Annotated in this window: 24 protein-coding genes and 1 tRNA gene; 18 read left to right on the forward strand and 7 right to left on the reverse strand. The window is 65.1% G+C overall.

The features are described from left to right. Window positions 1-44 precede the first annotated feature (44 nt). Together EV665_RS14175 and EV665_RS14180 are read left to right on the forward strand one after the other, a co-directional pair. The gene (locus tag EV665_RS14175; RefSeq protein ID WP_133034567.1) at window positions 45-1,472 is read left to right on the forward strand and encodes a lipopolysaccharide biosynthesis protein; all 1,428 of its coding nucleotides are present in this window, start codon (window positions 45-47) and stop codon (window positions 1,470-1,472) included. Next, window positions 1,462-2,730, forward strand: a complete 1,269-nt coding sequence (locus EV665_RS14180) for a GNAT family N-acetyltransferase (protein WP_084438152.1) — start codon at window positions 1,462-1,464, stop codon at window positions 2,728-2,730. Before EV665_RS14175 ends, EV665_RS14180 begins: the two co-directional genes overlap by 11 nt. Before the next feature lie 41 nt (window positions 2,731-2,771). Here EV665_RS14180 and EV665_RS14185 read toward each other — a convergent pair whose 3' ends face one another. Together EV665_RS14185 and EV665_RS14190 are read right to left on the reverse strand one after the other, a co-directional pair. Next, a complete protein-coding gene (locus tag EV665_RS14185) occupies window positions 2,772-4,415 on the reverse strand; it encodes an AMP-binding protein (RefSeq protein ID WP_133034568.1) in 1,644 nt (547 codons plus the stop codon). 76 nt (window positions 4,416-4,491) lie between these two features. Continuing rightward, the gene (locus tag EV665_RS14190) at window positions 4,492-4,755 is read right to left on the reverse strand and encodes a BON domain-containing protein (protein ID WP_064331703.1); all 264 of its coding nucleotides are present in this window, start codon (window positions 4,753-4,755) and stop codon (window positions 4,492-4,494) included. Window positions 4,756-5,149: 394 nt separating this feature from the next. On the opposite strand from EV665_RS14190, the gene EV665_RS14195 reads away from it, so the two are divergent. From EV665_RS14195 to EV665_RS14205, 3 genes are all read left to right on the forward strand, one after another. Further along, window positions 5,150-5,434 (forward strand): hypothetical protein, encoded by a 285-nt coding sequence (locus EV665_RS14195; protein WP_064331702.1) that lies wholly within the window; start codon window positions 5,150-5,152, stop codon window positions 5,432-5,434. Between the two features lie 146 nt (window positions 5,435-5,580). Then, the gene (locus EV665_RS14200; protein WP_210234634.1) at window positions 5,581-6,288 is read left to right on the forward strand and encodes a hypothetical protein; all 708 of its coding nucleotides are present in this window, start codon (window positions 5,581-5,583) and stop codon (window positions 6,286-6,288) included. 181 nt (window positions 6,289-6,469) lie between these two features. Continuing rightward, window positions 6,470-6,727 (forward strand): hypothetical protein, encoded by a 258-nt coding sequence (locus EV665_RS14205; RefSeq protein ID WP_133034570.1) that lies wholly within the window; start codon window positions 6,470-6,472, stop codon window positions 6,725-6,727. 274 nt (window positions 6,728-7,001) lie between these two features. On the opposite strand, the gene EV665_RS14210 is transcribed toward EV665_RS14205, so the two are convergent. Then, window positions 7,002-7,086: transfer RNA gene (locus EV665_RS14210), tRNA-Leu, on the reverse strand. A 165-nt stretch (window positions 7,087-7,251) separates the two neighbouring features. Between EV665_RS14210 and EV665_RS14215 the strand changes: the two genes are divergently transcribed. Continuing rightward, on the forward strand, window positions 7,252-7,767 hold the full coding sequence (locus tag EV665_RS14215; protein WP_380686154.1) for a disulfide bond formation protein B: 516 nt from the start codon (window positions 7,252-7,254) through the stop codon (window positions 7,765-7,767). Window positions 7,768-7,837: 70 nt separating this feature from the next. Here the strand turns inward: EV665_RS14215 and EV665_RS14220 are convergent, their stop codons facing one another. Beyond that, window positions 7,838-8,395 (reverse strand): HNH endonuclease, encoded by a 558-nt coding sequence (locus EV665_RS14220; protein WP_064331603.1) that lies wholly within the window; start codon window positions 8,393-8,395, stop codon window positions 7,838-7,840. Window positions 8,396-8,500: 105 nt separating this feature from the next. Continuing rightward, window positions 8,501-9,151 carry a DNA-3-methyladenine glycosylase family protein gene (locus tag EV665_RS14225; protein WP_064331602.1) on the reverse strand — a complete coding sequence of 217 codons (651 nt, stop codon included), beginning with the start codon at window positions 9,149-9,151 and terminating at the stop codon, window positions 8,501-8,503. A 154-nt stretch (window positions 9,152-9,305) separates the two neighbouring features. Here EV665_RS14225 and gluQRS point away from each other — a divergent pair, with 154 nt between their 5' ends. After that, the gene (gluQRS, locus tag EV665_RS14230) at window positions 9,306-10,214 is read left to right on the forward strand and encodes a tRNA glutamyl-Q(34) synthetase GluQRS (RefSeq protein WP_245507717.1); all 909 of its coding nucleotides are present in this window, start codon (window positions 9,306-9,308) and stop codon (window positions 10,212-10,214) included. Here the strand turns inward: gluQRS and EV665_RS14235 are convergent. Beyond that, window positions 10,161-11,105, reverse strand: coding sequence for a YihY/virulence factor BrkB family protein (locus EV665_RS14235; protein WP_064331600.1), 945 nt, complete (start codon window positions 11,103-11,105; stop codon window positions 10,161-10,163). The two genes, gluQRS and EV665_RS14235, sit on opposite strands and share 54 nt — an antisense overlap. Before the next feature lie 193 nt (window positions 11,106-11,298). Between EV665_RS14235 and EV665_RS14240 the strand changes: the two genes are divergently transcribed. From EV665_RS14240 to EV665_RS14290, 11 genes are all read left to right on the forward strand, one after another. Continuing rightward, complete coding sequence (locus EV665_RS14240) at window positions 11,299-12,147, forward strand: SDR family oxidoreductase (RefSeq protein ID WP_133034573.1); 849 nt, start codon at window positions 11,299-11,301, stop codon at window positions 12,145-12,147. Window positions 12,148-12,247: 100 nt separating this feature from the next. Beyond that, entirely contained in the window at window positions 12,248-12,445 is a 198-nt protein-coding gene (locus tag EV665_RS14245) for a twin transmembrane helix small protein (RefSeq protein ID WP_064331598.1), read from the forward strand. A gap of 7 nt (window positions 12,446-12,452) precedes the next feature. Then, window positions 12,453-13,031 (forward strand): cob(I)yrinic acid a,c-diamide adenosyltransferase, encoded by a 579-nt coding sequence (locus tag EV665_RS14250; RefSeq protein WP_133034574.1) that lies wholly within the window; start codon window positions 12,453-12,455, stop codon window positions 13,029-13,031. A 33-nt stretch (window positions 13,032-13,064) separates the two neighbouring features. Next, a complete protein-coding gene (locus EV665_RS14255) occupies window positions 13,065-13,850 on the forward strand; it encodes a rhomboid family intramembrane serine protease (RefSeq protein ID WP_133034575.1) in 786 nt (261 codons plus the stop codon). Window positions 13,851-14,033: 183 nt separating this feature from the next. After that, window positions 14,034-14,783 carry an electron transfer flavoprotein subunit beta/FixA family protein gene (locus tag EV665_RS14260; protein ID WP_133034576.1) on the forward strand — a complete coding sequence of 250 codons (750 nt, stop codon included), beginning with the start codon at window positions 14,034-14,036 and terminating at the stop codon, window positions 14,781-14,783. Between the two features lie 23 nt (window positions 14,784-14,806). Further along, window positions 14,807-15,736, forward strand: coding sequence for an electron transfer flavoprotein subunit alpha/FixB family protein (locus EV665_RS14265; protein ID WP_133034577.1), 930 nt, complete (start codon window positions 14,807-14,809; stop codon window positions 15,734-15,736). Window positions 15,737-15,883: 147 nt separating this feature from the next. Then, window positions 15,884-16,756: a 3-hydroxybutyryl-CoA dehydrogenase gene (locus EV665_RS14270; RefSeq protein ID WP_064331594.1), complete on the forward strand. Its 873-nt coding sequence runs from the start codon at window positions 15,884-15,886 to the stop codon at window positions 16,754-16,756. A gap of 141 nt (window positions 16,757-16,897) precedes the next feature. Next, complete coding sequence (gene cysP, locus EV665_RS14275; RefSeq protein WP_064331593.1) at window positions 16,898-17,881, forward strand: thiosulfate ABC transporter substrate-binding protein CysP; 984 nt, start codon at window positions 16,898-16,900, stop codon at window positions 17,879-17,881. Between the two features lie 133 nt (window positions 17,882-18,014). After that, window positions 18,015-18,836 (forward strand): sulfate ABC transporter permease subunit CysT, encoded by an 822-nt coding sequence (gene cysT / locus EV665_RS14280; protein ID WP_064331592.1) that lies wholly within the window; start codon window positions 18,015-18,017, stop codon window positions 18,834-18,836. A gap of 2 nt (window positions 18,837-18,838) precedes the next feature. Then, window positions 18,839-19,735 (forward strand): sulfate ABC transporter permease subunit CysW, encoded by an 897-nt coding sequence (gene cysW / locus EV665_RS14285; protein WP_064331591.1) that lies wholly within the window; start codon window positions 18,839-18,841, stop codon window positions 19,733-19,735. Further along, a complete protein-coding gene (locus EV665_RS14290) occupies window positions 19,732-20,754 on the forward strand; it encodes a sulfate/molybdate ABC transporter ATP-binding protein (protein WP_133034578.1) in 1,023 nt (340 codons plus the stop codon). The genes cysW and EV665_RS14290 overlap by 4 nt, the downstream gene beginning before the upstream one ends. 59 nt (window positions 20,755-20,813) lie before the next feature. Here the strand turns inward: EV665_RS14290 and tlpA are convergent, their stop codons facing one another. Then, window positions 20,814-21,488: a thiol:disulfide interchange protein TlpA gene (gene tlpA, locus EV665_RS14295; RefSeq protein ID WP_064331589.1), complete on the reverse strand. Its 675-nt coding sequence runs from the start codon at window positions 21,486-21,488 to the stop codon at window positions 20,814-20,816. Window positions 21,489-21,507 lie beyond the last annotated feature (19 nt).

Raw genomic sequence — 21,507 nt, forward strand, 5'->3', positions numbered from 1 at the left:
CTGATCCTCGTTCAGTTCTGCGTTGCATACGGGTTCCTGTGTTGATGGCGGTCATTCAGTCGGCGGAGAAATTGCTGCCATCGGCCCTGCGCGGCAAGGCGGAGCCGCTGGTGCGCGCGCTCGGAACGATCCTCGTCAGCGACGATCCCCGCAACCTTGCCCAGCGCATGGCGCTCATCACCTTCGCCATCCGCGTCATCAATGCGGCGATCGCCTTTCTCTCGCAGATCATCCTCGCCCGCATGATGGGCGAATTCGAATACGGCATCTTCGTCTTCGTCTGGGCGCTCGTCGTCATTTTCGGCGACATGTCCTGTCTCGGCATCCACACCACCGTCGTGCGCTTCCTGCCCGACTATGCGGGGCGCAGCGCGCATGCGGAAATCCGCGGCCTCACCTCGACGGCCCGTGTCTTCGCCATGCTGTCCTCGACGGCGCTGGCGGCCATCGGCCTCCTCGCCCTCTGGTTCTTCCATGACGGTTTCGCCGACTACTATGTGGTGCCGCTTTTCGTCGGTCTCTTCTGCATGCCGATGATCGCGCTCGGAGACGTGCTCGACAGCACGGCGCGCGCCCATAGCTGGGCGGTGGTGGCCCTCAGCCCGACCTATATCATCCGCCCGCTGCTGATCCTCGTCTTCATGGTGCTGGCGGTTTTCCTGGACGCGCCGCACACCGCGCTCACCGCCATGGTCGCCGCGCTCGCCGCCACCTACCTTACGACCGTCGTGCAGTTCTTCAACATCCTGCGACGGCTCAGCAAGCGCTACGTCAAGGGGCCGCGCAAGCTGGAATTCTCCCTGTGGATCAAGGCGGCGCTGCCGATCTTCCTGATCGAGGGCTTCGGCTTCCTGCTCACCAATTCCGACGTCATCGTCGTCGGCCTCTATCTCGACCCGGAAAGCGTCGCCATCTATTTCGCCGCGGCGAAGACCATGGCGCTGGTGCATTTCGTCTTCTTCTCGGTGAAGGCCGCGGCCGCACCGCGCTTTTCCGCGCTGTTTTCGGCCGGCGACCGGCTGGCGCTGGCGCGCTTTGCCGGCGAGACGGTGCGCTGGAGCTTCTGGCCGTCGCTGGCCGTCGGGCTCGGCGTGCTGGCGCTCGGCCATTTCCTGCTGTCGCTGTTCGGTGCCGCCTTCACGGCCGGCTACAGCCTGATGTTCATCCTCTTCGTCGGCATTCTCGCCAAGGCGCTGATCGGGCCGGGCGAGGTGCTGCTCACCATGGCCGGCCAGCAGAAACTCTGCGTCGTCGTCTATGCCGTGGCGCTGGCGGCGAATATCGGCTTCAACGTCACGCTCATTCCGCTTTTCGGCCTGACGGGCGCGGCGGCCGCCACCGCCGGCGCCATGATCGTCGAGGCGCTGCTGCTGCACCTCGTCGTGCGCCGGAAACTCTCCATCATTCTCTTCGCCTTCGCCAATCCGGTGCAGGCAAGCCTTGCCAACGGGATGGACCGCCATGACCGATAGCCACGGCTTCGACCACACGATCGCGGCAGGCCGCGCCCAGGCCGCCATTCCGCCCGCCCTGCCGCATGCCCCGCCGGCGGACCAGCGCCTCGCCGTCGGCCGCCCCGGCCGGTCGCTGGCGCTCTATCCGGCGACGGCCGGCTATGAGCTGCAGCAGGAACTCGATTTCCTGTCGAACCGCGTCATGGAGCCGAACGTCTTCTTCACCGGCCGCTTCCTCGCGCCCGCCATGCCGCGCCTGGAAGACCGCACCGTGCGCCTTTCCGTGCTGCGCGACGAGGGCGCCGGGCGCAGCCGCATGCGCTTCCTCATGCCCTTCTCCATCGAGAAGCCGGGCTTTTCCATCGGCTCCAGCATCCTGCGCGCCTGGTCGAACCCGTTCGGGCCGCTCGGCACGCCGCTCGTCGATGCCGAGGATGCCGCCGAGACGCTCGACAATGTGCTGGAAGCCCTCGGCGGCACCGGCAGCGGCCTGCCGGGCATCCTCGTCCTGCCGGACCTGCGCCTCAACGGCGCCTTCGCGCAACTGATGCGCGCCGTCGCCATCGGCCGGAACCTGCCGGTCACCGTCACCGATACCTATCGCCGGCCGATGCTGGAGAGCCTGCTCGACGGCCAGACCTATCTGCAGCAGGCCATCTCGCCGGAACATTTCCGCGAGTTGCGCCGGCAATGGCGCAAGCTCGACGCGATGGGCGCGCTTTTCTACAACGTCGCCCGCCAGCCCGCCGATATCCGGCTGCGCATGGAGGAGTTCCTGTTGCTCGAGGCTTCCGGCTGGAAGGGCCGCGGCCGCACGGCGATGATCAACGATCGCTACCGTGCCGCCTTCGCCCGCGAGGCGGTCAGCAACCTTGCCGAGACCGACGGCGTGCGCATCCACACGCTCGACCTCGACGGTCGCGCCATCGCCTCGATGATCGTCTTCATGATGGGCGGCGAGGCCTATACGTGGAAGACGGCCTATGACGAGGAATATGCAAAGTTCTCGCCCGGCAAGCTGCTGGTGGCGGAACTGACGGAGTGGCATCTCGACGACGCCAATATCACGCGGTCCGATTCCTGTGCGGTGCCGGATCATCCGGTCATGAGCCGCTTCTGGGAAGAGCGCGAGGACATGGGCACGCTCGTCGTCGGCCTGCAGCAGAACCGTGACCGCGACGTGCGCCAGGTGGCGACGCAGCTCCACCTCTATCGCAACACGCGCAATGTCGCGCGGCTGCTGCGCGAGAAGATCCGCGCGCTCGCGCGCCGCTGAGGCCATTCCGGCCCGGTTCAATATTCGAAAGCGCTAAGGAACTAGGCGGCGAACGGCGTTTCCTCCGCCGCCCGCTTGCGCAGGAGGTGGCGGATGACCTTGCCGGAGGTCGTCAGCGGCAAAGCATCGACGAAATCCACCTCGCGCGGATACTCGTGCATGGAGAGCCGCGACTTCACCCAGTCGCGGATATCGCTGGCCAGGGCGTCCGAGGGCGCGTTGCCGGGGCGCAGCACCACATAGGCCTTGACGATTTCCGTGCGCACCGGATCGGGCTTGCCCACGGCGGCGGCGAGCTGCACGGCTGGATGGCCGGCCAGGCAATCCTCGATCTCGCTCGGCCCGATGCGGTAGCCGGAGGAGGTGATGACGTCGTCGTCGCGGCCGAAGAAGGTGACGTAGCCCTCCTCGTCCATGCGGCCGAGATCGCCGGTCGTCATCCAGTCGCCAATGAATTTTTCCGCCGTTGCCTTCTCGTTCTTCCAGTAGCCGAGGAACATGACGGGATCGGGCCGTTTCACCGCGACCTGGCCGACGGTGCCGCGCGGCATTTCCCGGCCGTTCGCATCGATGATCGCCACCACATGGCCGGGCACCGGCTTGCCGATCGGCCCCGGTCGGGACACGCCGAGCTTGCCGATCGAGCCGAGCACGATGTTGCACTCGGTCTGGCCATAGAACTCGTTGATGGTGATGCCCAGCGTGTCGCGCACCCATTCCCACGTCTCGCGGCCGAGCGATTCGCCGGCCGAGCCGATGGTGCGCAGGTTGAGCCGGTATTTTTCACGGGGGTTCGCCACCGTTTTCATCAGCCGCAGCGCCGTCGGCGGGATGAAGGCGTTGCGCACGTCCATGTCCTGCATGATGCGATAGGCCATGTCGGGATCGAATTTCTGGCCCGGCGAGGAGACGACGGGCACGCCGAGCAGCAATGCCGGCAAGAGCACGTTGAGAAGCCCGCCCGCCCAGGCCCAGTCGGAGGGCGTCCAGATGCGGTCGCCCGGCTGCGGCAGGAATTCGTGATGCATCTGGAAGCCCGGCACATGGCCGAGCAGCACGCGATGGCCGTGCAGCGCGCCCTTCGGCGGGCCTGTCGTGCCCGATGTGTAGATCATCATGGCCGGATCGTCCGGGCCGCTGTCGACGGCCGCGAAGGGGCCGGCATGGCGGGCGACGAGGTCCTCGAAGGATTTTGCCGCGGCGTCTGTGCCCGGCTCGGTGGTGATCACCAGCGCAAGCGTCGGCAGCTCCGCCCGGATCGGCTGCAGGCGTTCCAGGCCGAAGCGATTGGTGACGATCGCCTTCGCCTCGGCATTCTTCAGCCGGAAGGAGAGCGCATCGGCGCCGAAGAGCAAAGCGAGCGGCAGGGCGATGGCGCCGAGCTTGTAGATGGCCAGATGGGATATGACCGTCTCGAAACCCTGCGGCAGCAGGATGGCGACGCGGTCGCCGGCCTTCACCCCTTCCGCAGCAAGCGCGGCGGCGAAGGCGTCCGACCGGGCCGCGAGCGCGCCATAGGTGAGGGAGAGCGGCGGGGCGTCCGGCCGGAAATGCTCAAGACAGATCCGGTCCGGCGCGCGTGCCGCCCAGGCATTGGAAACCGCGGTGCCGATGTTGAAGCGCTCGGGGATCTGCCAGTGGAAATCCCGATACAGCGCATCATAGGTCGATCTTTCGGCGAGCATCCGACGTCACTCCAGTTTGCTGCATTGCACCTAGCATTCCGGAGGGGCCGCCGGCAATGGCGGCTTTTCGCTGAAGTCAGAGCCAGGAGAGGCGGTTGTCCACCTCGCTGACTTCCTTGATCGCGGCGGCGACCGTCGTTGCCCGTTCCGCCTCCTCGGCGGAGCCGACGCTGCCGGAAAGGATGATCCGTGTGCCCTTGCAGGTCACGGTGATGTCGGAGGCGTCCACGTCGCCGGCGACGGACAATGCGTCCGCCACCTTCGTCTCCAGCCAGGCCGGGTGGGGTCCGTCGAAATGCTCGGGCGGTTCGCCCTTGAACGTACCTTCCTTGAAGACCATGTCGCACTCCTCTTGCTCGGCTTCCGCAGGGAAACGCAGGGTGAGCCTATTTGTTCTTTGTCGCTGAAGGAAGACGGGCGTCGCTCGACATCGACGGCCTTGCCCCCAAATGGTTGAGACCCAAGAGCGTGCACATCGCTCTCGGGTCCCCCTCCGCAACCACATCCGGGGGTGTCTGTCGTTGCATCGCGTAAATGCGGCCGTGCAAAATTTGTTCCTGCTAAAAAGCAAATTTTTTGAAGGGCTAGACGTGTTACAGGCAACCTTTGGCGGCCTCTCCTTCTTCAGTGCAGCGACGAATGCGGCAGATCGATCTCGCAGGACGTGCCCTTCCTCGTGCGACCTAAACGATGCTTCATTCTTGACTCTTTGAGGACGCGTGGCAGGTTGCCTGATGACGAAGAAACCAGAAAACCGCTACGACAGGCGTGAGGACGGCACGGGCATGAGCACTAAGGCCGACATCGACGCCCTCCAGCTTGAACTCTGGGCCACGCAATACTGGATGAAATACCTGTATGTCGCCCAGGCCAAAGGCGAGCGCATGCGGTCGGCCGACATTCTCGACCTCATCGAGGAATTGAAAGCGACCGCGCCGTCAGACGAGGCGGACCGCTTTCCGGTCTGTGAACGGGTGGGGCTGGAGATCGCCGCCCTGCTGAGAAAGGCGGGGAATTGAGAGCCTTCCACTCTTCTCCTCGCCGCTGGCTGGCCGTTGGTTTGCTGCTTGGTGCCATGCTCGCAATCGGTCTCTCGATTGGGTTGCCATGAGCCAAAGGATCGACTTCACCTTCAAGCTGTGCCGGGCCGCGGAGGCTATCTGACGTGTTGCGTAACCTCGACTTCAGTTCATGGCACAGCGTCCTTGTGACATTGATCGGGCTCGCTCTCTTCACCCTGATCAGCATAGGCATCCGCCTGATCATGATGTTCACCATCCAGCAGCGCAGGGAACGGGTGAACCGCCAGATCAACGAGCGCCTGAAAACCCTCATTGCCGCCTACAAGACGTTAGGCGGCTCATTCACGGGCAACCTTGCCGTCAATCCCACCCATCTGCGCGACCTGCGCCAGCGCTCGGCGCCGATGAGCGAGCCGGAAACTGCGGAATTTCCGGCCGAGGGCATAATCGCCAGTTCGGAACGTAGCCGCCGCATCAGGGATGATGTCGAGGCGGCTCTTTCCGATATCATGCTTCTTGGGACCGAAGAGCAGGTTAGACTTGCGGAAAAGGCGGCGCGAGAACTCGTTGCCGGCCGGCCAGTGCATACCCAAGATCTCGTCGTGTCACTTCGCGCCTTCATCCGTGAGGCGCTCGATCTCGATCCGGTTCCGGCCGACGTGGCCATCCCGATGCAAGGCCCTGCACGCCCCTCATCTGGGGGAGGCCGCGCCAAAGGGGAGCGCGGGAAGGAAGGGGGCCGCGGAGGCGGCGGCGGTATGGGAATGGGCGGTGGAACGGGAGGAGGATCTGGTATGGGTGGCGATGCCGACGATGATCACACGGCGCCAGGTCGGCATGGAGTAAGATGATGCGCGATCATATGGGAGAAGCGTGAACGCCGAACCCATCGCCAGACGGAAGAGGACGACGTATCGGAGCATTTCCGCTTTTCTTCGAGCCGCGAAAACGCTCTAATTTTTTGTTTTAACGCAATTCCAGACGCAGAACCGCTTCGCACTTTTGCTGGAATTGCTCCAGGGTAGCTGAACGTTGCGGATTTTCCTCGGGCTCATCGCCATCATCGTTGGTGCCATTGTGCTGGCCATCCTGACAGTCGATTCCTGGCTTGTGATCGGAGAGCGTGCCCAGGGCGGACACGCGCCCCGCACCGCTGCGGAACAGACTGCGGCGGAAGAGCGCGCCAAGGCCAGCCAAGCTGAGGCAATCAAGGCTGCGGACGAGGCAATGAATGCGATAGACGGTCACGTCGAAGACGGAATGGCCGGACGCAAGGGGACGGCGCATTGAGCGCTAAGCGGCGGGTCTCCCGCATTGCGGCGTTCATGGCGCCACCGGGCGTCGCTCACCGGCCACGTAACCTCAAAAGAAGCCATCCGCTACACGAAAGCAGCCGAGCAAAAACGACTCGCCAAGGCAGCAATAGACCTCATCGGCCGGCTAGACGAGGAGGATGCGGGTGAGGACGAAACCGAGAACAAAAGTGTCCAGAAATAAGGACTGTGCTTCCCTGACGGGCGAAGAAAGCCCAAAAAACAAGGAAAAACCACGCGGTTTTCGCTGTTGGTGCCCCATGCCGGAATCGAACCAGCACTCCTTTCGGAACTCGATTTTGAGTCGAGCGCGTCTACCAGTTCCGCCAATGGGGCACGGCACTTGCAGCCATCGCCGTTTACACGAAGCATCCGTGGGCGGCAACCGGCAAATCCCCCTTGCGTGGACGATCACTTGTTTGTGCGGGTGATTTACAACGCCGCCTCACCTGATAGAACTCGGCGCCGTTTCGTCGGCATCCTCGCCGGCCCGATTGGATGATGCTGATGACCGCACCTCTCGACCTTTCCCGCAGGATTTCCGCAGGTCTCCTGACGCTCGGCATGGCGGCGACCGTGGGTGGGGCGCTCGGCTTCGAGCATATCGGCGGCTACATTCCCTGCGCGCTCTGCCTGTTGCAGCGCGATCCCTATTATTACGGCATTCCGGTCGCGATCGCCGCGCTGCTGTCGGCGCTTTTCGGCGGCCCGGCCTGGCTGACGCGGCTGCTGCTCGCTGTCGCAGGCATCATGATGCTCGTCGGCGCCGGCATGGGCGTCTATCATGCGGGCGTGGAGTGGGGTTTCTGGGAGGGGCCTGCGACCTGCGCGACCTCGGCGCAGGGCGTCACGCAGAATGCCGGCGATCTCCTCGCCGACCTCAACGCCAAGCACGGGCCGTCCTGCACGCAAGCGTCCTTCCGTTTCCTCGGCCTGTCCTTCGCCGGCTGGAATGTGATCGCAAGCCTCATCCTCGCCGCGATCGCCTTCTCGGGCGTGCGGTCGGCGAAAGCCTGATATCCCCGCAACCCGGTCGCAAATGCCTATGGGTGCCGCAAAAACGCCTGGCGTTTCTGCGGTTCCGGCATCAGGGCTGCAGTTCGACGTCCCAGTAGAGATAGTCCATCCAGCTTTCGTGCAGATAGTTGGGTGGAAACAGTCGCCCGTTGTTGTGCAGATCCTGAACCGTCGGATGGTAGGGCTTCTGATGCGGGTGCATGCCCGCCTGCTTCGGCAGCTTGCTGCCTTTTCTCAAATTGCACGGGGAGCAGGCCGCGACCACGTTGCACCATGTCGTCTCGCCGCCATGGGCGCGCGGGATGACATGGTCGAAGGTCAGGTCGTCCGGCGACCCGCAGTACTGGCATTCGAACTTGTCGCGCAGGAACACGTTGAACCGGGTGAAGGCCGGGTGGCGTGACGGCTGCACGTATGTTTTCAGGCACACGACGCTCGGCAGGCGCATCGTGAAACTCGGGGACGATACCGAATGGTCGTATTCGGCGATGATGTTTACACGGTCTAGAAACACGGCCTTGATCGCGTCCTGCCAGGACCAGAGCGACAAGGGGTAATAACTCAGCGGCCTGTAGTCAGCATTCAGTACAAGGGCTGGCAGGGCCTGTGGTGAAACAGAAATCGTCAAGGGCTTCTCCTGATCGATTCGGCATCTGCCCTTCTATATTAGGCCCGTTGTTACAGCATTGTGAAGCGGGAAAGGAAAAGCGAAAACAAGCTATTTCGCGAAGGCTCAGCCTTCGAGCACCGGCGCCGCCTCGCGTCGCATCTCCCGCGAATAATAGGCCCAGAACAGCCGGGCCGAGACGCCGCGCCAGGGCGACCAGCCCTCCGCGATCCGGTCGAGTTCCTGCGGGCTCGGGCGCACGGCAAGGCCGAGCGCATGGGCGACCGCATTCTGCAGCGCGATATCGCCGGATGGGAAGATATCCGGATGGCCGCCGCAAAAGAGCAGGTAGACATCCGCCGTCCAGCGGCCGATGCCCTTGATGGCGGTCAGCCGCCGCGTGGCCGCCGCCGCTTCCATGCGGCAGACGGCGTCGAGGTCGAGTTCGCCGCGATCGACCACCTCGGCGGCGCGGCGCAGCGTCTCCGCCTTGGCGCGCGACAGACCCACCGTGCGACAGTCCTCGTCGGACAGGGCGAGGATGTGGTGGGGGGTGATGTCGCCGGCCGCCTCCTCGAGCCGGTGCCAGATGGCATCGGCGCTGGCGCGCGAGACCATCTGTGCGACGATGATGCCGGCAAGGCCGCGATAGCCGGGCGAAAGGCGCCGCAGCGGCACGGGGCCGGCCTTGTCGATGACGGTGAAAAGACGCGCGTCGAGCAGGGCGAGATCGACGAGACCCGCCGCGACATCCGCATCCGTCCTGATCATGTGCAACTGCATTTTCCCGAGTGGCCTCGACCCTTGCTGCCACGGCAACCCTTGCGCCTCAGGTCCCTGATTTTCCGCATGCCGTTGTCGCAAAACCGCTGCGCACCTTTGTGCGGCATGCTTTATTGGCGTAACGCGCCTCTTCATGCCAGAAGACCTCATGCACACCGCTTTGTCAAAAAATCGTGTCTTCCGGTTCGCACCCAGCCCGAATGGCCTCCTGCATCTCGGTCATGCGCTTTCGGCGATGCTCAACCACGAGCTTGCCGCGGCCTGCGGCGGGCGGTTCCTGCTGCGCATGGAAGACATCGACCCCGCCCGCTCGCGACCCGAATTCGAGCAGGCGATCTATCGCGATCTCGCCTGGCTGGGCCTTGACTGGGAAAAGCCGGTGCGGCGCCAGTCGGAGCATCTTGCCTTCTACGGCGCGGCGCTGGAGCGCCTCACGGCGATGGGCGTGCTCTATCCGGGTTTCCTCAGCCGCGGAGAGGTGAAGGCGCGGGTTCTGGCGCAGGAGGCTGCAGGTGGAACCTGGCTGCGTGATCCGGACGGGGCGCCGCTCTATCCGACGGAAGAGCGCTCGCTCGACCGGAACCTGGCGCTCGGCTGGATCGCGGCGGGGCGGCGGCATGCCTGGCGGCTCGACATGGAGAAGGCGCTGGCGCTCGTGCCGGAGGCGCTCACCTGGTCGGAGGCGGGCGAGGGGCCGGACGGTGAGACGGGCGCCGTCGTGGCGCGGCCGGAGCGCTGGGGCGACGTCATCCTGTCCCGCCCGGATGCGCCGGCGAGCTACCACCTTGCCGTGGTGCTCGACGATGCGGCACAGGGCATCACCGACGTGGTGCGCGGGCAGGATCTGTTTCATGCGACGGCCTTGCACCGCCTGCTGCAAAGCCTGCTCGGCCTGCCGGCGCCTTGCTATCGTCACCATGGGCTGGTGCCGGGGCCGGACGGGCGAAAGCTTTCCAAGAGCAACGAGGATACCGGCCTTGCCGCCTACCGGGAAAGGGGCGTGTCACCTGCCGGCATTCGCGCCCTGCTCGCGGGCTATGGCTTCGTCCTCCATTGAATCCTCCTCGGGTTGCGGCTGCTTGCGCACGCCGCGGATCCGGTCGAGGATCACGTGCTTCACCCGGTACTTCATCAGCGCCGCGTTGATTTCCGCGCCGATGATGAAGATCGCCCCGACGATGTAGAGAAAGACCAGCGCGATCATGATCGAGGCGAGGCCGGCATAGGTCGAGACGTAGTTGGCGAAGGTGGCGAGGTAGGAGGCGAAGGCATAGGCGCCGATGCCCCAGGCGATCAGCGTCACCAGGATGCCGGGCAGCACGTCGGCGATCTTGCGCCGGCCGGCGGGCAGCCAGAGATGGGCTATCAGGAGGCCGACGAGCAGCACCAGGACGGTGCCGAAGAGCCCCCAGCTTTCCACCCAGGAATAGACATAGGTGAGCCAGGGCAGCCAATCGCCCGTTGCCCGCACCGCAAGGGGCGCTGCCACGAGCACGATGCTGAGGATCGCCAGCGCCAGCACGCCGGCGATGACGAAGCCGAGGCTGGCAAGGCGCGTGACGTACCAGTAGCGTGTCTCGGCCACCCGGTAGGCGCGGTTGAGCGAGACGCGCAGCGCCTCCACGCCGTTCGAGGCGAAATAGGCGGCGGCGAGCACGGAGACCGTCAGCAGGCCGCCGCGCGGAATCGTGAGCACCGCCACCACCTCGCGCGAGATCGGCGCGGCGATCGATTCCGGCCAGGTATCGAAGATGAGGTGCACGGCGGTTTCGGCGAACTGGTCGGCGCCGAGGAAGGAGCCGAGCGCGGTGCCGAAGATCAGGAAGGGGAAGATGGCCAGCAGCGTCGACAGCGCGACATGGCTTGCCATCGCCCAGCCGTCGTCTTCGGAAAAGTGCCAGATCGCATCGAAGACGACCTTGTAGGCAAGGCGGATGGCGGTCGGCATCGGCAATCTCGTCCCTCGCGGCCGTCTCCGGCCGTCTCTTGCATTGTCTGCCCGGGTATAACCCCTTACATCGGGATCGGTTCAGGGGGGACCCGGATTCAATGGTCTGTCACGCGCCCGCGCATCGGGAACGACATGCGGCGCGCTGGTGGTGAATATGGGAAACACGAACGGATTTGTACAGGAAACCGCCATGCCTTCTTCAAATGCCACAACGCCGCCGAGCATCATCGTCACGGGATGCTCCTCGGGCATCGGCGCCCATTGCGCCCGGGCGCTGAAGGCGGAGGGCTGGCGGGTCTTCGCGACGGTGCGCCGGCAGGAGGATCTCGCGAGCCTTGAGGCCGACGGCATCGAGGCGCTTCTGATGGATTATACGAAGCCCGACACGATCGCCGCGCTTGTCGAGACGGTGCTGGCGCGCACTAGCGGCCGGCTGGATGCGCTCTTCAACAACGGCGCCTATGGCCAGGCCGGTGCCGTCGAGGACCTGCCGGTCGAGGCGCTGCGGATGCAGTTCGAGACCAATGTCTTCGGCTGGCACGACCTGACGCGGCGGGTGATCCCCGTCATGCGCCGGCAGGGTTCTGGGCGCATCGTGCAGTGCTCGTCGATCCTCGGCATCGTGCCCTATCGCTGGCGCGGCGCCTACAATGCCTCGAAATTCGCGCTCGAGGCCCTGTCGCTGACGTTGCGCATGGAGCTTGCGGGTTCGGGCATACATGTCAGTCTCATCGAGCCGGGGCCGATCGCCTCGCGCTTCACGGCCAATGCGCTGACGCATATCGAGCGGAACATCGACCTCGAAAATTCCGTGCATGCGGACGAGTATCGCCGCCAGTTGCAGCGGCTGCGCGGTGAGGCAAAGCCCGCGCGCGGAAAGCTCGGCCCCGAGGCGGTGCATGCGGTGCTGCGCCACGCGCTGACGGCGAAAACGCCCCGGCCGCACTATGTCGTGACGACGCCGGCCAAGCAGGGCGTGCTCCTGAAAAAGCTGCTGCCGGCGGCGCTCTTCTACCGGATCATCGGCAGGCTCGGCTGACGCGGCGCGGCGTCGCAGGGTTTCAGCCTGCAAAAAGCGTGCACTTTGCGCGAAATGCCCTATGTGAATAGGGCTGACGGAAATCAAATCGGATCGTTGCATGTCTTCCTTCCTCACCTTCATGACCCTGCTCGTCATGGGCCTCGTCGCCATCGTGCTGGTGCGCGGTCTCGTCAACATGGCCAGGGGCGGCAGCGGCAACACGTCGAACAAGCTGATGCAGCTTCGCGTGCTCTTGCAGGCGATCGCGATCGTCCTCATCATGCTGACGCTCTGGATCACGGGCGGCGGGCGCTGAGGGGAACATGGTCAAGCTCAACAAGATCTACACGCGCACGGGCGACGACGGCACGACCGGCCTCGTCGCCGGGCCGCGCCGCAAGAAGCATGACCTGCGCGTCGAATCCTATGGCGAGGTGGACGAGGCCAATTCCTGCATCGGCCTGGTGCGCCAGCATCTTGCCGATCATCCCGAACTCGACGCGATGCTGGTGCGCATCCAGAACGATCTCTTCGATCTCGGCGCGGACCTCGCGACGCCGGAGACCGGCAGGAAGCTCGACTACGAGCCTCTGCGTATCGCGCAGGTCCAGGTGGAGCGGCTGGAGCGGGAAATCGACCTGCTCAATGCCGATCTTCAGCCGCTGCGCTCCTTCGTCCTGCCGGGTGGCGTGCCCGCTGCGGCTGCGCTGCATCTTGCACGCACCGTCGCGCGCCGGGCGGAGCGGCGCATCGTCGCCCTGCAGGATATCGAGGGCGAAGCGGTCTCGGCTGCCGCCGCGGCCTATATCAACCGGCTCTCCGATTTCCTCTTCGTTGCCGCGCGCTGGGTCAACGACAAGGGGCGTACGGACATATTGTGGGTTCCGGGCAAGAACAGGTAAGCTCGCTTCCAGACGCCTTGGGGAAGGGGATTCATGTTCATACCGCTGCACGACGCGAACGCCCTCAAATACATCAAGGTGCAGTATGTCACGATCAGCCTGATCGCGATCAATGTCGCGGTCTGGCTGGTGACCGGACTTGCCTCGACGCAGGCCTTTTCCGATGCGACGGTGGTCGGCCTCGGCTATATCCCCGCGGTCGTCTTCGATTTCGCCGACCTGGAGCCGAGCCTCGTGCTGGTGCCGGAGGATGCGACCTATATCACCTATGCGTTCCTGCACGGCGATTTCATGCATCTCGCCTCGAACATGCTGTTCCTCTGGGTGTTCGGCGACAATGTCGAGGATGCGCTCGGCCATGTCCGCTTCCTCCTTTTCTACCTGCTCTGCGCGGCGGCCGGCGCGCTGGTGCACGGCCTCGTGCAGCCGGATTCGGAGGCGCCGCTGATCGGCGCCTCGGGGGCGATCTCCGGCGTGGTGGCGGCCTATTTCCTGCTGCATCCGAAGGTGCGCGTCTGGGTGCTGGTGTTCTTCCGCATTCCCCTGCCGCTGCCGGCGGTCATTCCGCTCGCCTTCTGGATCGCCCAGCAGTTCTACATGCTGGTGGTCGACAGCGACAGCGGCGTTTCCTGGGGTGCCCATGTCGGCGGCATCCTCGCGGGCGGGCTTCTCGTGCTCGTGCTGCGGCGGCGGGGCGTGCCGCTGTTCGACCGGACGATCGTCACGCCGAAGGCGGTGCGGCATGTCGAGGCGACGCCCGTCGCCACCGAGGAGACGGCCGCGCGCCCCTCCGCGCGGCCGACCCATTGGGGACGATGAGCGTGCCGTGATGGGAAAATTGACGTGAACGTAAAGGTAATTTATAACCTGCCCGTTTTCACGCCGGGAGGGGTCGTGGCGCATTGTAATTGGGAAAAAAACGCGTATCGATGTCGCCAACCGACAATCAGGGCGCCTTTGAAAGGCGCATTTTCCCTCGCGGGCATTTGAAGGAAGGAAGCCATGAAGATCCTGGTCCCTGTAAAGCGGGTCGTAGACTACAACGTTAAGATCCGCGTGAAGGCGGACGGCTCGGGCGTCGAGCTTGCCAACGTGAAGATGTCGATGAACCCGTTCGACGAAATCTCCGTGGAAGAGGCGCTGCGCCTGAAGGAAGCCGGCAAGGCCGAGGAGGTCGTCGTCGTCTCCATCGGTCCTGCGAAGGCCGAAGAGACGCTGCGCACCGCGCTCGCCATGGGCGCCGACCGCGCCGTGCTGGTCGAGACGGACGATGCCGTCGAGCCGCTCGCCGTCGCCAAGATCCTCAAGGGCGTCACCGAGGCCGAACAGCCCGGCCTCGTCATCGTCGGCAAGCAGGCGATCGACGACGACAGCAACCAGACCGGCCAGATGCTGTCGGCCCTGCTCGGCTGGGCGCAGGCGACCTTCGCCTCCAAGGTCGAGATCGGTAACGGCTCGGCCCAGGTCACCCGCGAAGTCGACGGCGGTCTCCAGACGATCGACGTGAAGCTTCCGGCCGTCGTCACGACCGATCTTCGCCTCAACGAACCGCGCTATGCCTCGCTGCCGAACATCATGAAGGCGAAGAAGAAGCCGCTCGACAAGAAGACGCCGGCCGACTTCGGCGTCGATACCGCCCCGCGCCTGAAAGTGCTGAAGACCGAGGAGCCGTCCGGCCGCAAGGCTGGCGTCAAGGTCAAGTCGGTCGCCGAGCTGGTCGAGAAGCTCAAGACCGAAGCCGGCGTGCTCTGAGAACGGAAAGGGAGAACTAAACCATGGCCATTCTTCTTCTGGCAGATCACGACAACGCCCACCTTTCCGACCAGACGGCAAAAGCGCTGACGGCGGCATCGAAGATCGGTTCCGACGTGCATGTGCTCGTCGCCGGCAGCAATGCCAAGGCTGCGGCCGAACAGGCGGCAAAGCTGTCGGGCGTATCCAAGGTGCTCGTCGCCGACGACGCCAGCCTTGCCAACAACCTTGCCGAGCCGCTGGCCGCCCTCATCGTCTCGCTTTCGGGCAACTACGATGCGATCGTCTCGGCTGCGACGTCGGTCGGCAAGAACGTGCTGCCGCGCGTCGCCGCCCTTCTCGACGTGGCGCAGGTCTCGGAAATCGTCGAGGTCGTCAGCCCTGACACGTTCAAGCGTCCGATCTATGCCGGCAATGCCATCCAGACGGTCCAGTCCACCGACGCCAGGAAGGTGATCACCGTGCGCACGGCCTCCTTCGCCGCTGCCCCCGAAGGCGGCAGCGCCTCGGTGGAGACCGTTCCGGCCGCTGCCGATCCGGGCCTCTCGACCCACGTCCAGGACGCGCTGTCGTCCTCCGATCGTCCGGAGCTGACGTCCGCGAAGATCATCATCTCGGGCGGCCGTGCGCTCGGCTCGTCGGAGAAGTTCCAGGAAGTCATCCTTCCGGTTGCCGACAAGCTGGGGGCGGCTGTCGGCGCAAGCCGCGCTGCCGTCGATGCGGGCTACGCGCCGAACGACTGGCAGGTCGGGCAGACGGGCAAGGTCGTCGCCCCGCAGCTCTACATCGCCTGCGGCATCTCGGGCGCGATCCAGCACCTTGCCGGCATGAAGGACTCGAAGGTGATCGTCGCGATCAACAAGGACGAGGAGGCGCCGATCTTCCAGGTCGCAGACTACGGCCTCGTCGCAGACCTCTTCGAGGCCCTCCCGGAACTCGAAAAGGCGCTTTGAGCCGGCTTCGGCCTGGTTTTTGCGACGATGATTTCACTGGAAAAATGCGTCGCGGCGCTTTATCACTTCACCGGGCCGGCTCGACCGGCCCGGTGTTTTTCTGCCTGCGCGTAGGGGCGCAGACGCTGTGATGGGGCGATTGGCGCTATGATCAAGAACGTCGGTATTGTCGGTGCGGGCCAGATGGGATGCGGGATCGCGCACGTCTCTGCCATGGCCGGATACAAGGTCCATATCTACGACCTGTCGCCGGAGCGCATCGAGACCGGGCTCGCCACGATCAACGGCAACCTCGCCCGCCAGGTTTCCTCCGGCAAGATGACCGACGAGGAGCGCAAGAGCGCGCTCGCCCTGATCAAGGGCTCCGCCGACATCAACGACCTCTCCGACGCCGATCTCGTCATCGAGGCGGCGACCGAGGACGAGACCGTCAAGCGCAAGATCTACGGCCAGGTCTGTTCCGTGCTGAAGCCGGAAGCGATCCTTGCGACCAACACGTCCTCGCTGTCGATCACGCGGCTTGCCTCCGCAACCGACCGGCCGGAGCGCTTCATGGGCATCCACTTCATGAACCCGGTCCCGGTCATGAAGCTGGTCGAGCTCGTGCGCGGCATCGCGACCGAGGAAGGCACGTTCGCCGCCGCCAAGGAATTCGTCGCCAAGCTCGACAAGACGATCACCGTCGCGGAGGATTTCCCGGCCTTCATCGTCAACCGCATCCTGCTGCCGATGATCAACGAGGCGATCTACACGCTCTATGAGGGCGTCGGCTCGGTGGAGGCCATCGATACCGCCATGAAGCTCGGCGCCAACCATCCGATGGGCCCGCTGCAGCTCGCCGATTTCATCGGCCTCGATACCTGCCTGTCGATCATGCAGGTCCTGCATGACGGGCTCGCCGACTCGAAATATCGTCCGTGCCCGCTGCTGGTGAAGTATGTCGAGGCCGGCTGGCTCGGCCGCAAGTCCGGCCGCGGCTTCTACGATTATCGCGGCGACGTCCCGGTCCCGACACGCTGAGCAGCGGGACATTCCCCGAGCCCGGCCTTTCAGGGAAAAATGTTTCGCCTGCCGCAGGCGCCGCGGCAGGCCATGCCTCGGATCGAGGCCGGCCGGTCGCTATTGTCTGCCCGAATTCAGGTTCCATTCGGGGTTTTTCAGATGAAACGTTTGCTCCTTCTCGGCGTGGCTCTCCTCGGCCTCGCCGCTCCGTTCTCCGCGCAGGCCGCCGACAAGCTGCTCAATGCCTCCTATGACGTGGCGCGCGAGCTTTTCGCCGCCGAGAACGAGGCCTTCGTGAAGGCGCATCCGGGCGTCACCGTCGACCAGTCGCATGGCGGCACCTCCAAGCAGGCGCGCGCCATCGTCGAGGGCCTCGAGGCCGACGTGGTCACCTTCAACCAGGTGACGGACATCGACTTCCTCGTGAAGAACGGCTTCGTTGCGGAAGACTGGCAGCAGAAGTTCCCGAACGGCGCCTCGCCCTTCTACTCCTTCCCGTCCTTCCTCGTTCGCGCCGGCAATCCGAAGAACATCAAGGACTGGTCCGACCTTGCCCGTGACGACGTGAAGGTCATCTTCCCGAACCCGAAGACCTCGGGCAACGCGCGCTACACCTATCTCGCCGCGACCGCCTATGCCAAGGAGGCGTTCGACAACGACCCGGTCAAGGTCGAGGCATTCGTCACCAAGATCTTCGACAACGTGCCGGTCTTCGACACGGGCGGGCGCGCGGCGACGACGACCTTCGTCGAGCGCGAGATCGGCGATGTCATCATCACCTTCGAGGCGGAGACCAAGTCGATCGCCAAGCAGTATGGCGAGGACAAGTTCGAGAACATCGTGCCCTCCGTCTCGCTGCTCGCCGAATTCCCGGTCGCCATCGTCGACAAGGTGGCCGACGCCAAGGGCAGCCGGGATCTTGCAAAGTCCTATCTCGACTTCCTCTATGCGCCGGAAGGCCAGAAGATCGCCGCCGAATTCGGCCACCGCGTCCTTGACGAGACGGTCGCCGCCGAGTTCAAGGACCAGTTCCCGCAGATCCGCCTCGTGAATGTCGACGATGTCTTCGGCGGCTGGAAGAAGATCTCCGAGGAGCACTTCGCCGAAGGCGGCACGCTGGACAAGATCTACGGCAGCCGCTGATCCATCGACCTTCGATTTATCGCAACCGGCGGCCGCAAGTCCGCCGGTTGTGGCATGAAAGGTGTCCGCGCGGTTCCCGGCGGAAACAGCGTTTCACGCTTTTCATGACATTGCCTGAGAAAGGAAGCGCCTCTTGAGACGGCGTGTACTGCCCGGATTGCCGCTCGCACTCGGCATCACCCTCGTCTATGTGGCGATCATCGTCGTGCTGCCGCTGGCCGCGCTCGTCTTCAAGGCGGCGAGCCTCGGGCCGGAGGATTACTGGCGCATCGTCTCGTCGGACCGCGCCGTCGCCAGTTACCGCGTCACGGTGCTCTGCGCGCTGGCGGCCACCGCGTTCAATCTCGTCTTCGGCCTGTCGCTCGCCTGGGTTCTGGTGCGCTACCGCTTTCCCGGCCGCCGGCTGGTCGATGCGCTTGTCGATCTGCCCTTCGCGCTGCCGACGGCCGTCGCGGGCATCGCGCTCACCACGCTTTTCGCCACCAACGGCTGGTTCGGCGGGCCGCTTTCGCTTCTCGGCATCAAGGTCGCCTATACGCCGCTCGGCATCATGGTCGCCATGAGCTTCACCAGCATCCCCTTCATCGTGCGCACGGTGCAGCCGGTGCTGGAGGAGCTGGATCCGGCGCTGGAAGAGGCGGGGCAGACGCTGGGGGCGAGCGACCTGTCGATCTTCACCGGCGTCATCCTGCCGCTCCTGGCGCCAGCGCTTCTGGCCGGTGTCTCGCTCTCCTTCGCCCGCAGCCTCGGCGAGTTCGGCGCCATCATCTTCATCGCAGGCAACCAGCCGTTCTCCACGGAGATCACGGCGCTGCTCGCCTTCATCCGGCTGGAGGAATACGACTACCCGGCCTCCGCCGCGATCGCCTCCGTCATGCTGCTGACGGCCTTCGTCATGCTGGCGGTCACCAATCTCATGCAGGCCCGGGCCCTGCGCTACACGGCAAGGGGCTGAGCATGGCGCATCCTGGAAAGGGCAAGCCGCCCCGCGTCGGCGACAATCCGGTCTTCCGCCGCACGCTTCTCGCCTTCGTGCTCGTGCTGGTCGCGCTGATGATCGTCGCGCCGCTCGTCGTCATCGCCGTCGAGGCCTTCTCGCGGGGCGTCGGCTATTTTGCCGCCTCGATCGCCGATCCGGATACGCGGCACGCGATCCTGCTGACGGTCGTCACGGCGCTGATCGCGGTGCCGGTCAACACGGCCTTCGGCGTTGCGGCGGCCTGGGCCATCACCAAGCACGATTTCCGGGGCAAGCGGCTGCTCACCGTCGTCATCGAGCTGCCGTTCTCCGTGTCGCCCATCGTGGCGGGCGTCTCCTATCTCTTCGTCTACGGCCTGCAGGGCCTGTTCGGCCCGGCGCTGCAATCGGCGGAGATCAAGATCCTCTTCGCGCTGCCGGGCATCGTGCTGGCCAGCATGTTCGTGACGGCGCCCTTCGTGGCGCGCGAACTGATCCCGCTGATGCAGGCGCAGGGGCGCGATCTGGAGGAGGCGGCGACGTCGCTGGGGGCGAGCGGCTGGCGCACCTTCGTCTCCGTCACGTTGCCGAACATCAAGTGGGCGCTGCTCTACGGCGTCGTGCTCTGCAATTCGCGCGTGATGGGCGAGTTCGGTGCCGTCTCCGTCGTCTCGGGCAATATCCGCGGTCAGACGAACACGCTGCCGCTGCATATCGAGCTGCTCTACCACGACTACAACGCGGCCGGCTCCTTTGCCGCCGCATCCATCCTCGCCGGCCTTGCCATCGTCACGCTCATCGCCAAGGTGGCGCTGGAGCGGCAGGGCGCGGGCCGCGTCCAGCGCCCCTCTCAACTGGCCGGCGCCGACAGCATCACTCCGGAGGTAAAGCCGTGAAGATCCGCCTCGACAATGTGGTCAAGGAGTTCCAGACCTTTCGCGCCGTGCACGGCGTGTCGCTCGATATCGAAAGCGGCGAGCTGGTCGCGCTGCTCGGCCCGTCCGGCTCCGGCAAGACGACGATCCTGCGCATGGTCGCCGGCCTCGAATATGCCGATGGCGGCGCGATCTATTTCGGCGAGGAGAATGCGACCGACATTCCGGTGCGCGAGCGCGGCGTCGGTTTCGTCTTCCAGCACTATGCCCTCTTCCCGCACATGACCGTCGGCGAGAACATCGCCTTCGGCATGAAGGTCTCCAAGGTCAGGCGTTCGCCCGAGGCGATCACCAGACGTGTTGCCGAACTGCTCGATCTCGTGCAGCTCGGCGGCCTCAAGGACCGCTTTCCCGGCCAGATCTCCGGCGGCCAGCGCCAGCGCGTGGCGCTCGCCCGGGCGCTCGCCGTCGATCCGCGCGTGCTGCTGCTCGACGAGCCTTTCGGCGCGCTCGACGCCAATGTGCGGCGGGACCTGCGCCGCTGGCTTCGGAAAATTCATGACGAACTGGGCATCACCACGCTCTTCGTCACGCACGACCAGGAGGAGGCGCTGGACCTTGCCGACCGGGTCGTCATCCTGAACAAGGGCAAGATCGTGCAGGAGGGCACGCCCGAGGCGGTGTGCCGCAATCCGGCCGATGCCTTCGTGATGAACTTCCTCGGCGATGCGAACCGGCTTGATGCCGATATCCGCGGTGGCAAGGCCTATGTCGGCGACGTGGCCTTCGAGGCGGGCGGCGTGGCGGATGGCAGCGGCCAGATCCTGTTCCGCCCGGCCGACGTCACCTGGCGCGAGGACGGGCACGGCATCGCCGCGAGGATCGTGCGGGTCATCGACCGGCCGGATTCGCGCCGCGTGCTGGCGCTGACGGGCAGCGGCCAGCCGGTCGAGTTCGACACGGCGCCGGAATTCCCCCACCGCAAGGGCGAAGCGGGGTTCCTCGACATCCGACGGCCGCGCGCCTATTCGGCGGCGTAACCCCCTTCTGCAATGCCGGCCATCTCCCTCTCAAGGGGGAATCGACAAGAGGCCCGCGCTTAAGTTCCCGGCGCCGCCAGCGCGGCGTTGATCAGCGCCTTGGCGTCGTCGCTGTCCCAGGCGGCGGGGCCGTTCATGGCCGAGATCAGGCAGCCCTTGTCGTCCATCAGCAGGGTGACGGGCAGGCCGAAGGCGAGGCCCTCCTTCTTCAGCGTGTTGAAGACGCCCATCGAGGCATCGCGGTAGTAGCCGAGTTCGTTGACGCCCGTCTCGGTGAGGAAGGCCTTCGGCTTCTCGTCGTCGCCGGTGTCGATGTTGATCGCCACGACCTCGAACCTGTCGCTGCCGAGCTCCTTTTCGAGCGCGTTGAGCGCCGGCATTTCCTCGCGGCAGGGCACGCACCAGGTGGCCCAGAGGTTGACGAGCAGCGTCTTGCCGGAAAAATCGGCGATCGTCTTCTTCTTGCCGTCGGGGCCGTCGAAGACGAGATCGGGCAGCGGGCGGTGCTCGTCCACCGTGCGCATGGCGGCGACCTGGCCCCTGGAAAAGGGCGTCAGGGCCTCGGCCTTCGCCGCGGCGGCCGCGCAGGCGGCGGGATCGGCGGAAGCGACCGCGCCATTGCCAGACAGGCTTTCCTTCACGTATATCGCAGCACCACCGGCGAGAAGTCCGGCGAGCCCGGCAATGGCGATGAGCTTTCCTGCCGGCAGGCCGAGTTTCTTCTTCACTGTCATTTCATTCTCCAGGACGGGA

It is taken from the genome of Shinella granuli (genome assembly GCF_004341885.1).
Lineage (GTDB): Bacteria > Pseudomonadota > Alphaproteobacteria > Rhizobiales > Rhizobiaceae > Shinella > Shinella granuli.

Excerpts from the sequence above, each read along its gene's own strand:
- EV665_RS14175 (WP_133034567.1), top strand. The coding sequence starts at position 45 with ATGGCGGTCATTCAGTCGGCGGAGAAATTGCTGCCATCGGCCCTGCGC.
- EV665_RS14180 (WP_084438152.1), top strand. The coding sequence starts at position 1,462 with ATGACCGATAGCCACGGCTTCGACCACACGATCGCGGCAGGCCGCGCC.
- EV665_RS14185 (WP_133034568.1), bottom strand. The coding sequence starts at position 4,415 with ATGCTCGCCGAAAGATCGACCTATGATGCGCTGTATCGGGATTTCCAC.
- EV665_RS14190 (WP_064331703.1), bottom strand. The coding sequence starts at position 4,755 with ATGGTCTTCAAGGAAGGTACGTTCAAGGGCGAACCGCCCGAGCATTTC.
- EV665_RS14195 (WP_064331702.1), top strand. The coding sequence starts at position 5,150 with ATGACGAAGAAACCAGAAAACCGCTACGACAGGCGTGAGGACGGCACG.
- EV665_RS14215 (WP_380686154.1), top strand. The coding sequence starts at position 7,252 with ATGCTGATGACCGCACCTCTCGACCTTTCCCGCAGGATTTCCGCAGGT.
- gluQRS (WP_245507717.1), top strand. The coding sequence starts at position 9,306 with ATGCACACCGCTTTGTCAAAAAATCGTGTCTTCCGGTTCGCACCCAGC.
- EV665_RS14235 (WP_064331600.1), bottom strand. The coding sequence starts at position 11,105 with ATGCCGACCGCCATCCGCCTTGCCTACAAGGTCGTCTTCGATGCGATC.
- EV665_RS14240 (WP_133034573.1), top strand. The coding sequence starts at position 11,299 with ATGCCTTCTTCAAATGCCACAACGCCGCCGAGCATCATCGTCACGGGA.
- EV665_RS14245 (WP_064331598.1), top strand. The coding sequence starts at position 12,248 with ATGTCTTCCTTCCTCACCTTCATGACCCTGCTCGTCATGGGCCTCGTC.
- EV665_RS14250 (WP_133034574.1), top strand. The coding sequence starts at position 12,453 with ATGGTCAAGCTCAACAAGATCTACACGCGCACGGGCGACGACGGCACG.
- EV665_RS14255 (WP_133034575.1), top strand. The coding sequence starts at position 13,065 with ATGTTCATACCGCTGCACGACGCGAACGCCCTCAAATACATCAAGGTG.
- EV665_RS14260 (WP_133034576.1), top strand. The coding sequence starts at position 14,034 with ATGAAGATCCTGGTCCCTGTAAAGCGGGTCGTAGACTACAACGTTAAG.
- EV665_RS14265 (WP_133034577.1), top strand. The coding sequence starts at position 14,807 with ATGGCCATTCTTCTTCTGGCAGATCACGACAACGCCCACCTTTCCGAC.
- EV665_RS14270 (WP_064331594.1), top strand. The coding sequence starts at position 15,884 with ATGATCAAGAACGTCGGTATTGTCGGTGCGGGCCAGATGGGATGCGGG.
- cysP (WP_064331593.1), top strand. The coding sequence starts at position 16,898 with ATGAAACGTTTGCTCCTTCTCGGCGTGGCTCTCCTCGGCCTCGCCGCT.
- cysW (WP_064331591.1), top strand. The coding sequence starts at position 18,839 with ATGGCGCATCCTGGAAAGGGCAAGCCGCCCCGCGTCGGCGACAATCCG.
- tlpA (WP_064331589.1), bottom strand. The coding sequence starts at position 21,488 with ATGACAGTGAAGAAGAAACTCGGCCTGCCGGCAGGAAAGCTCATCGCC.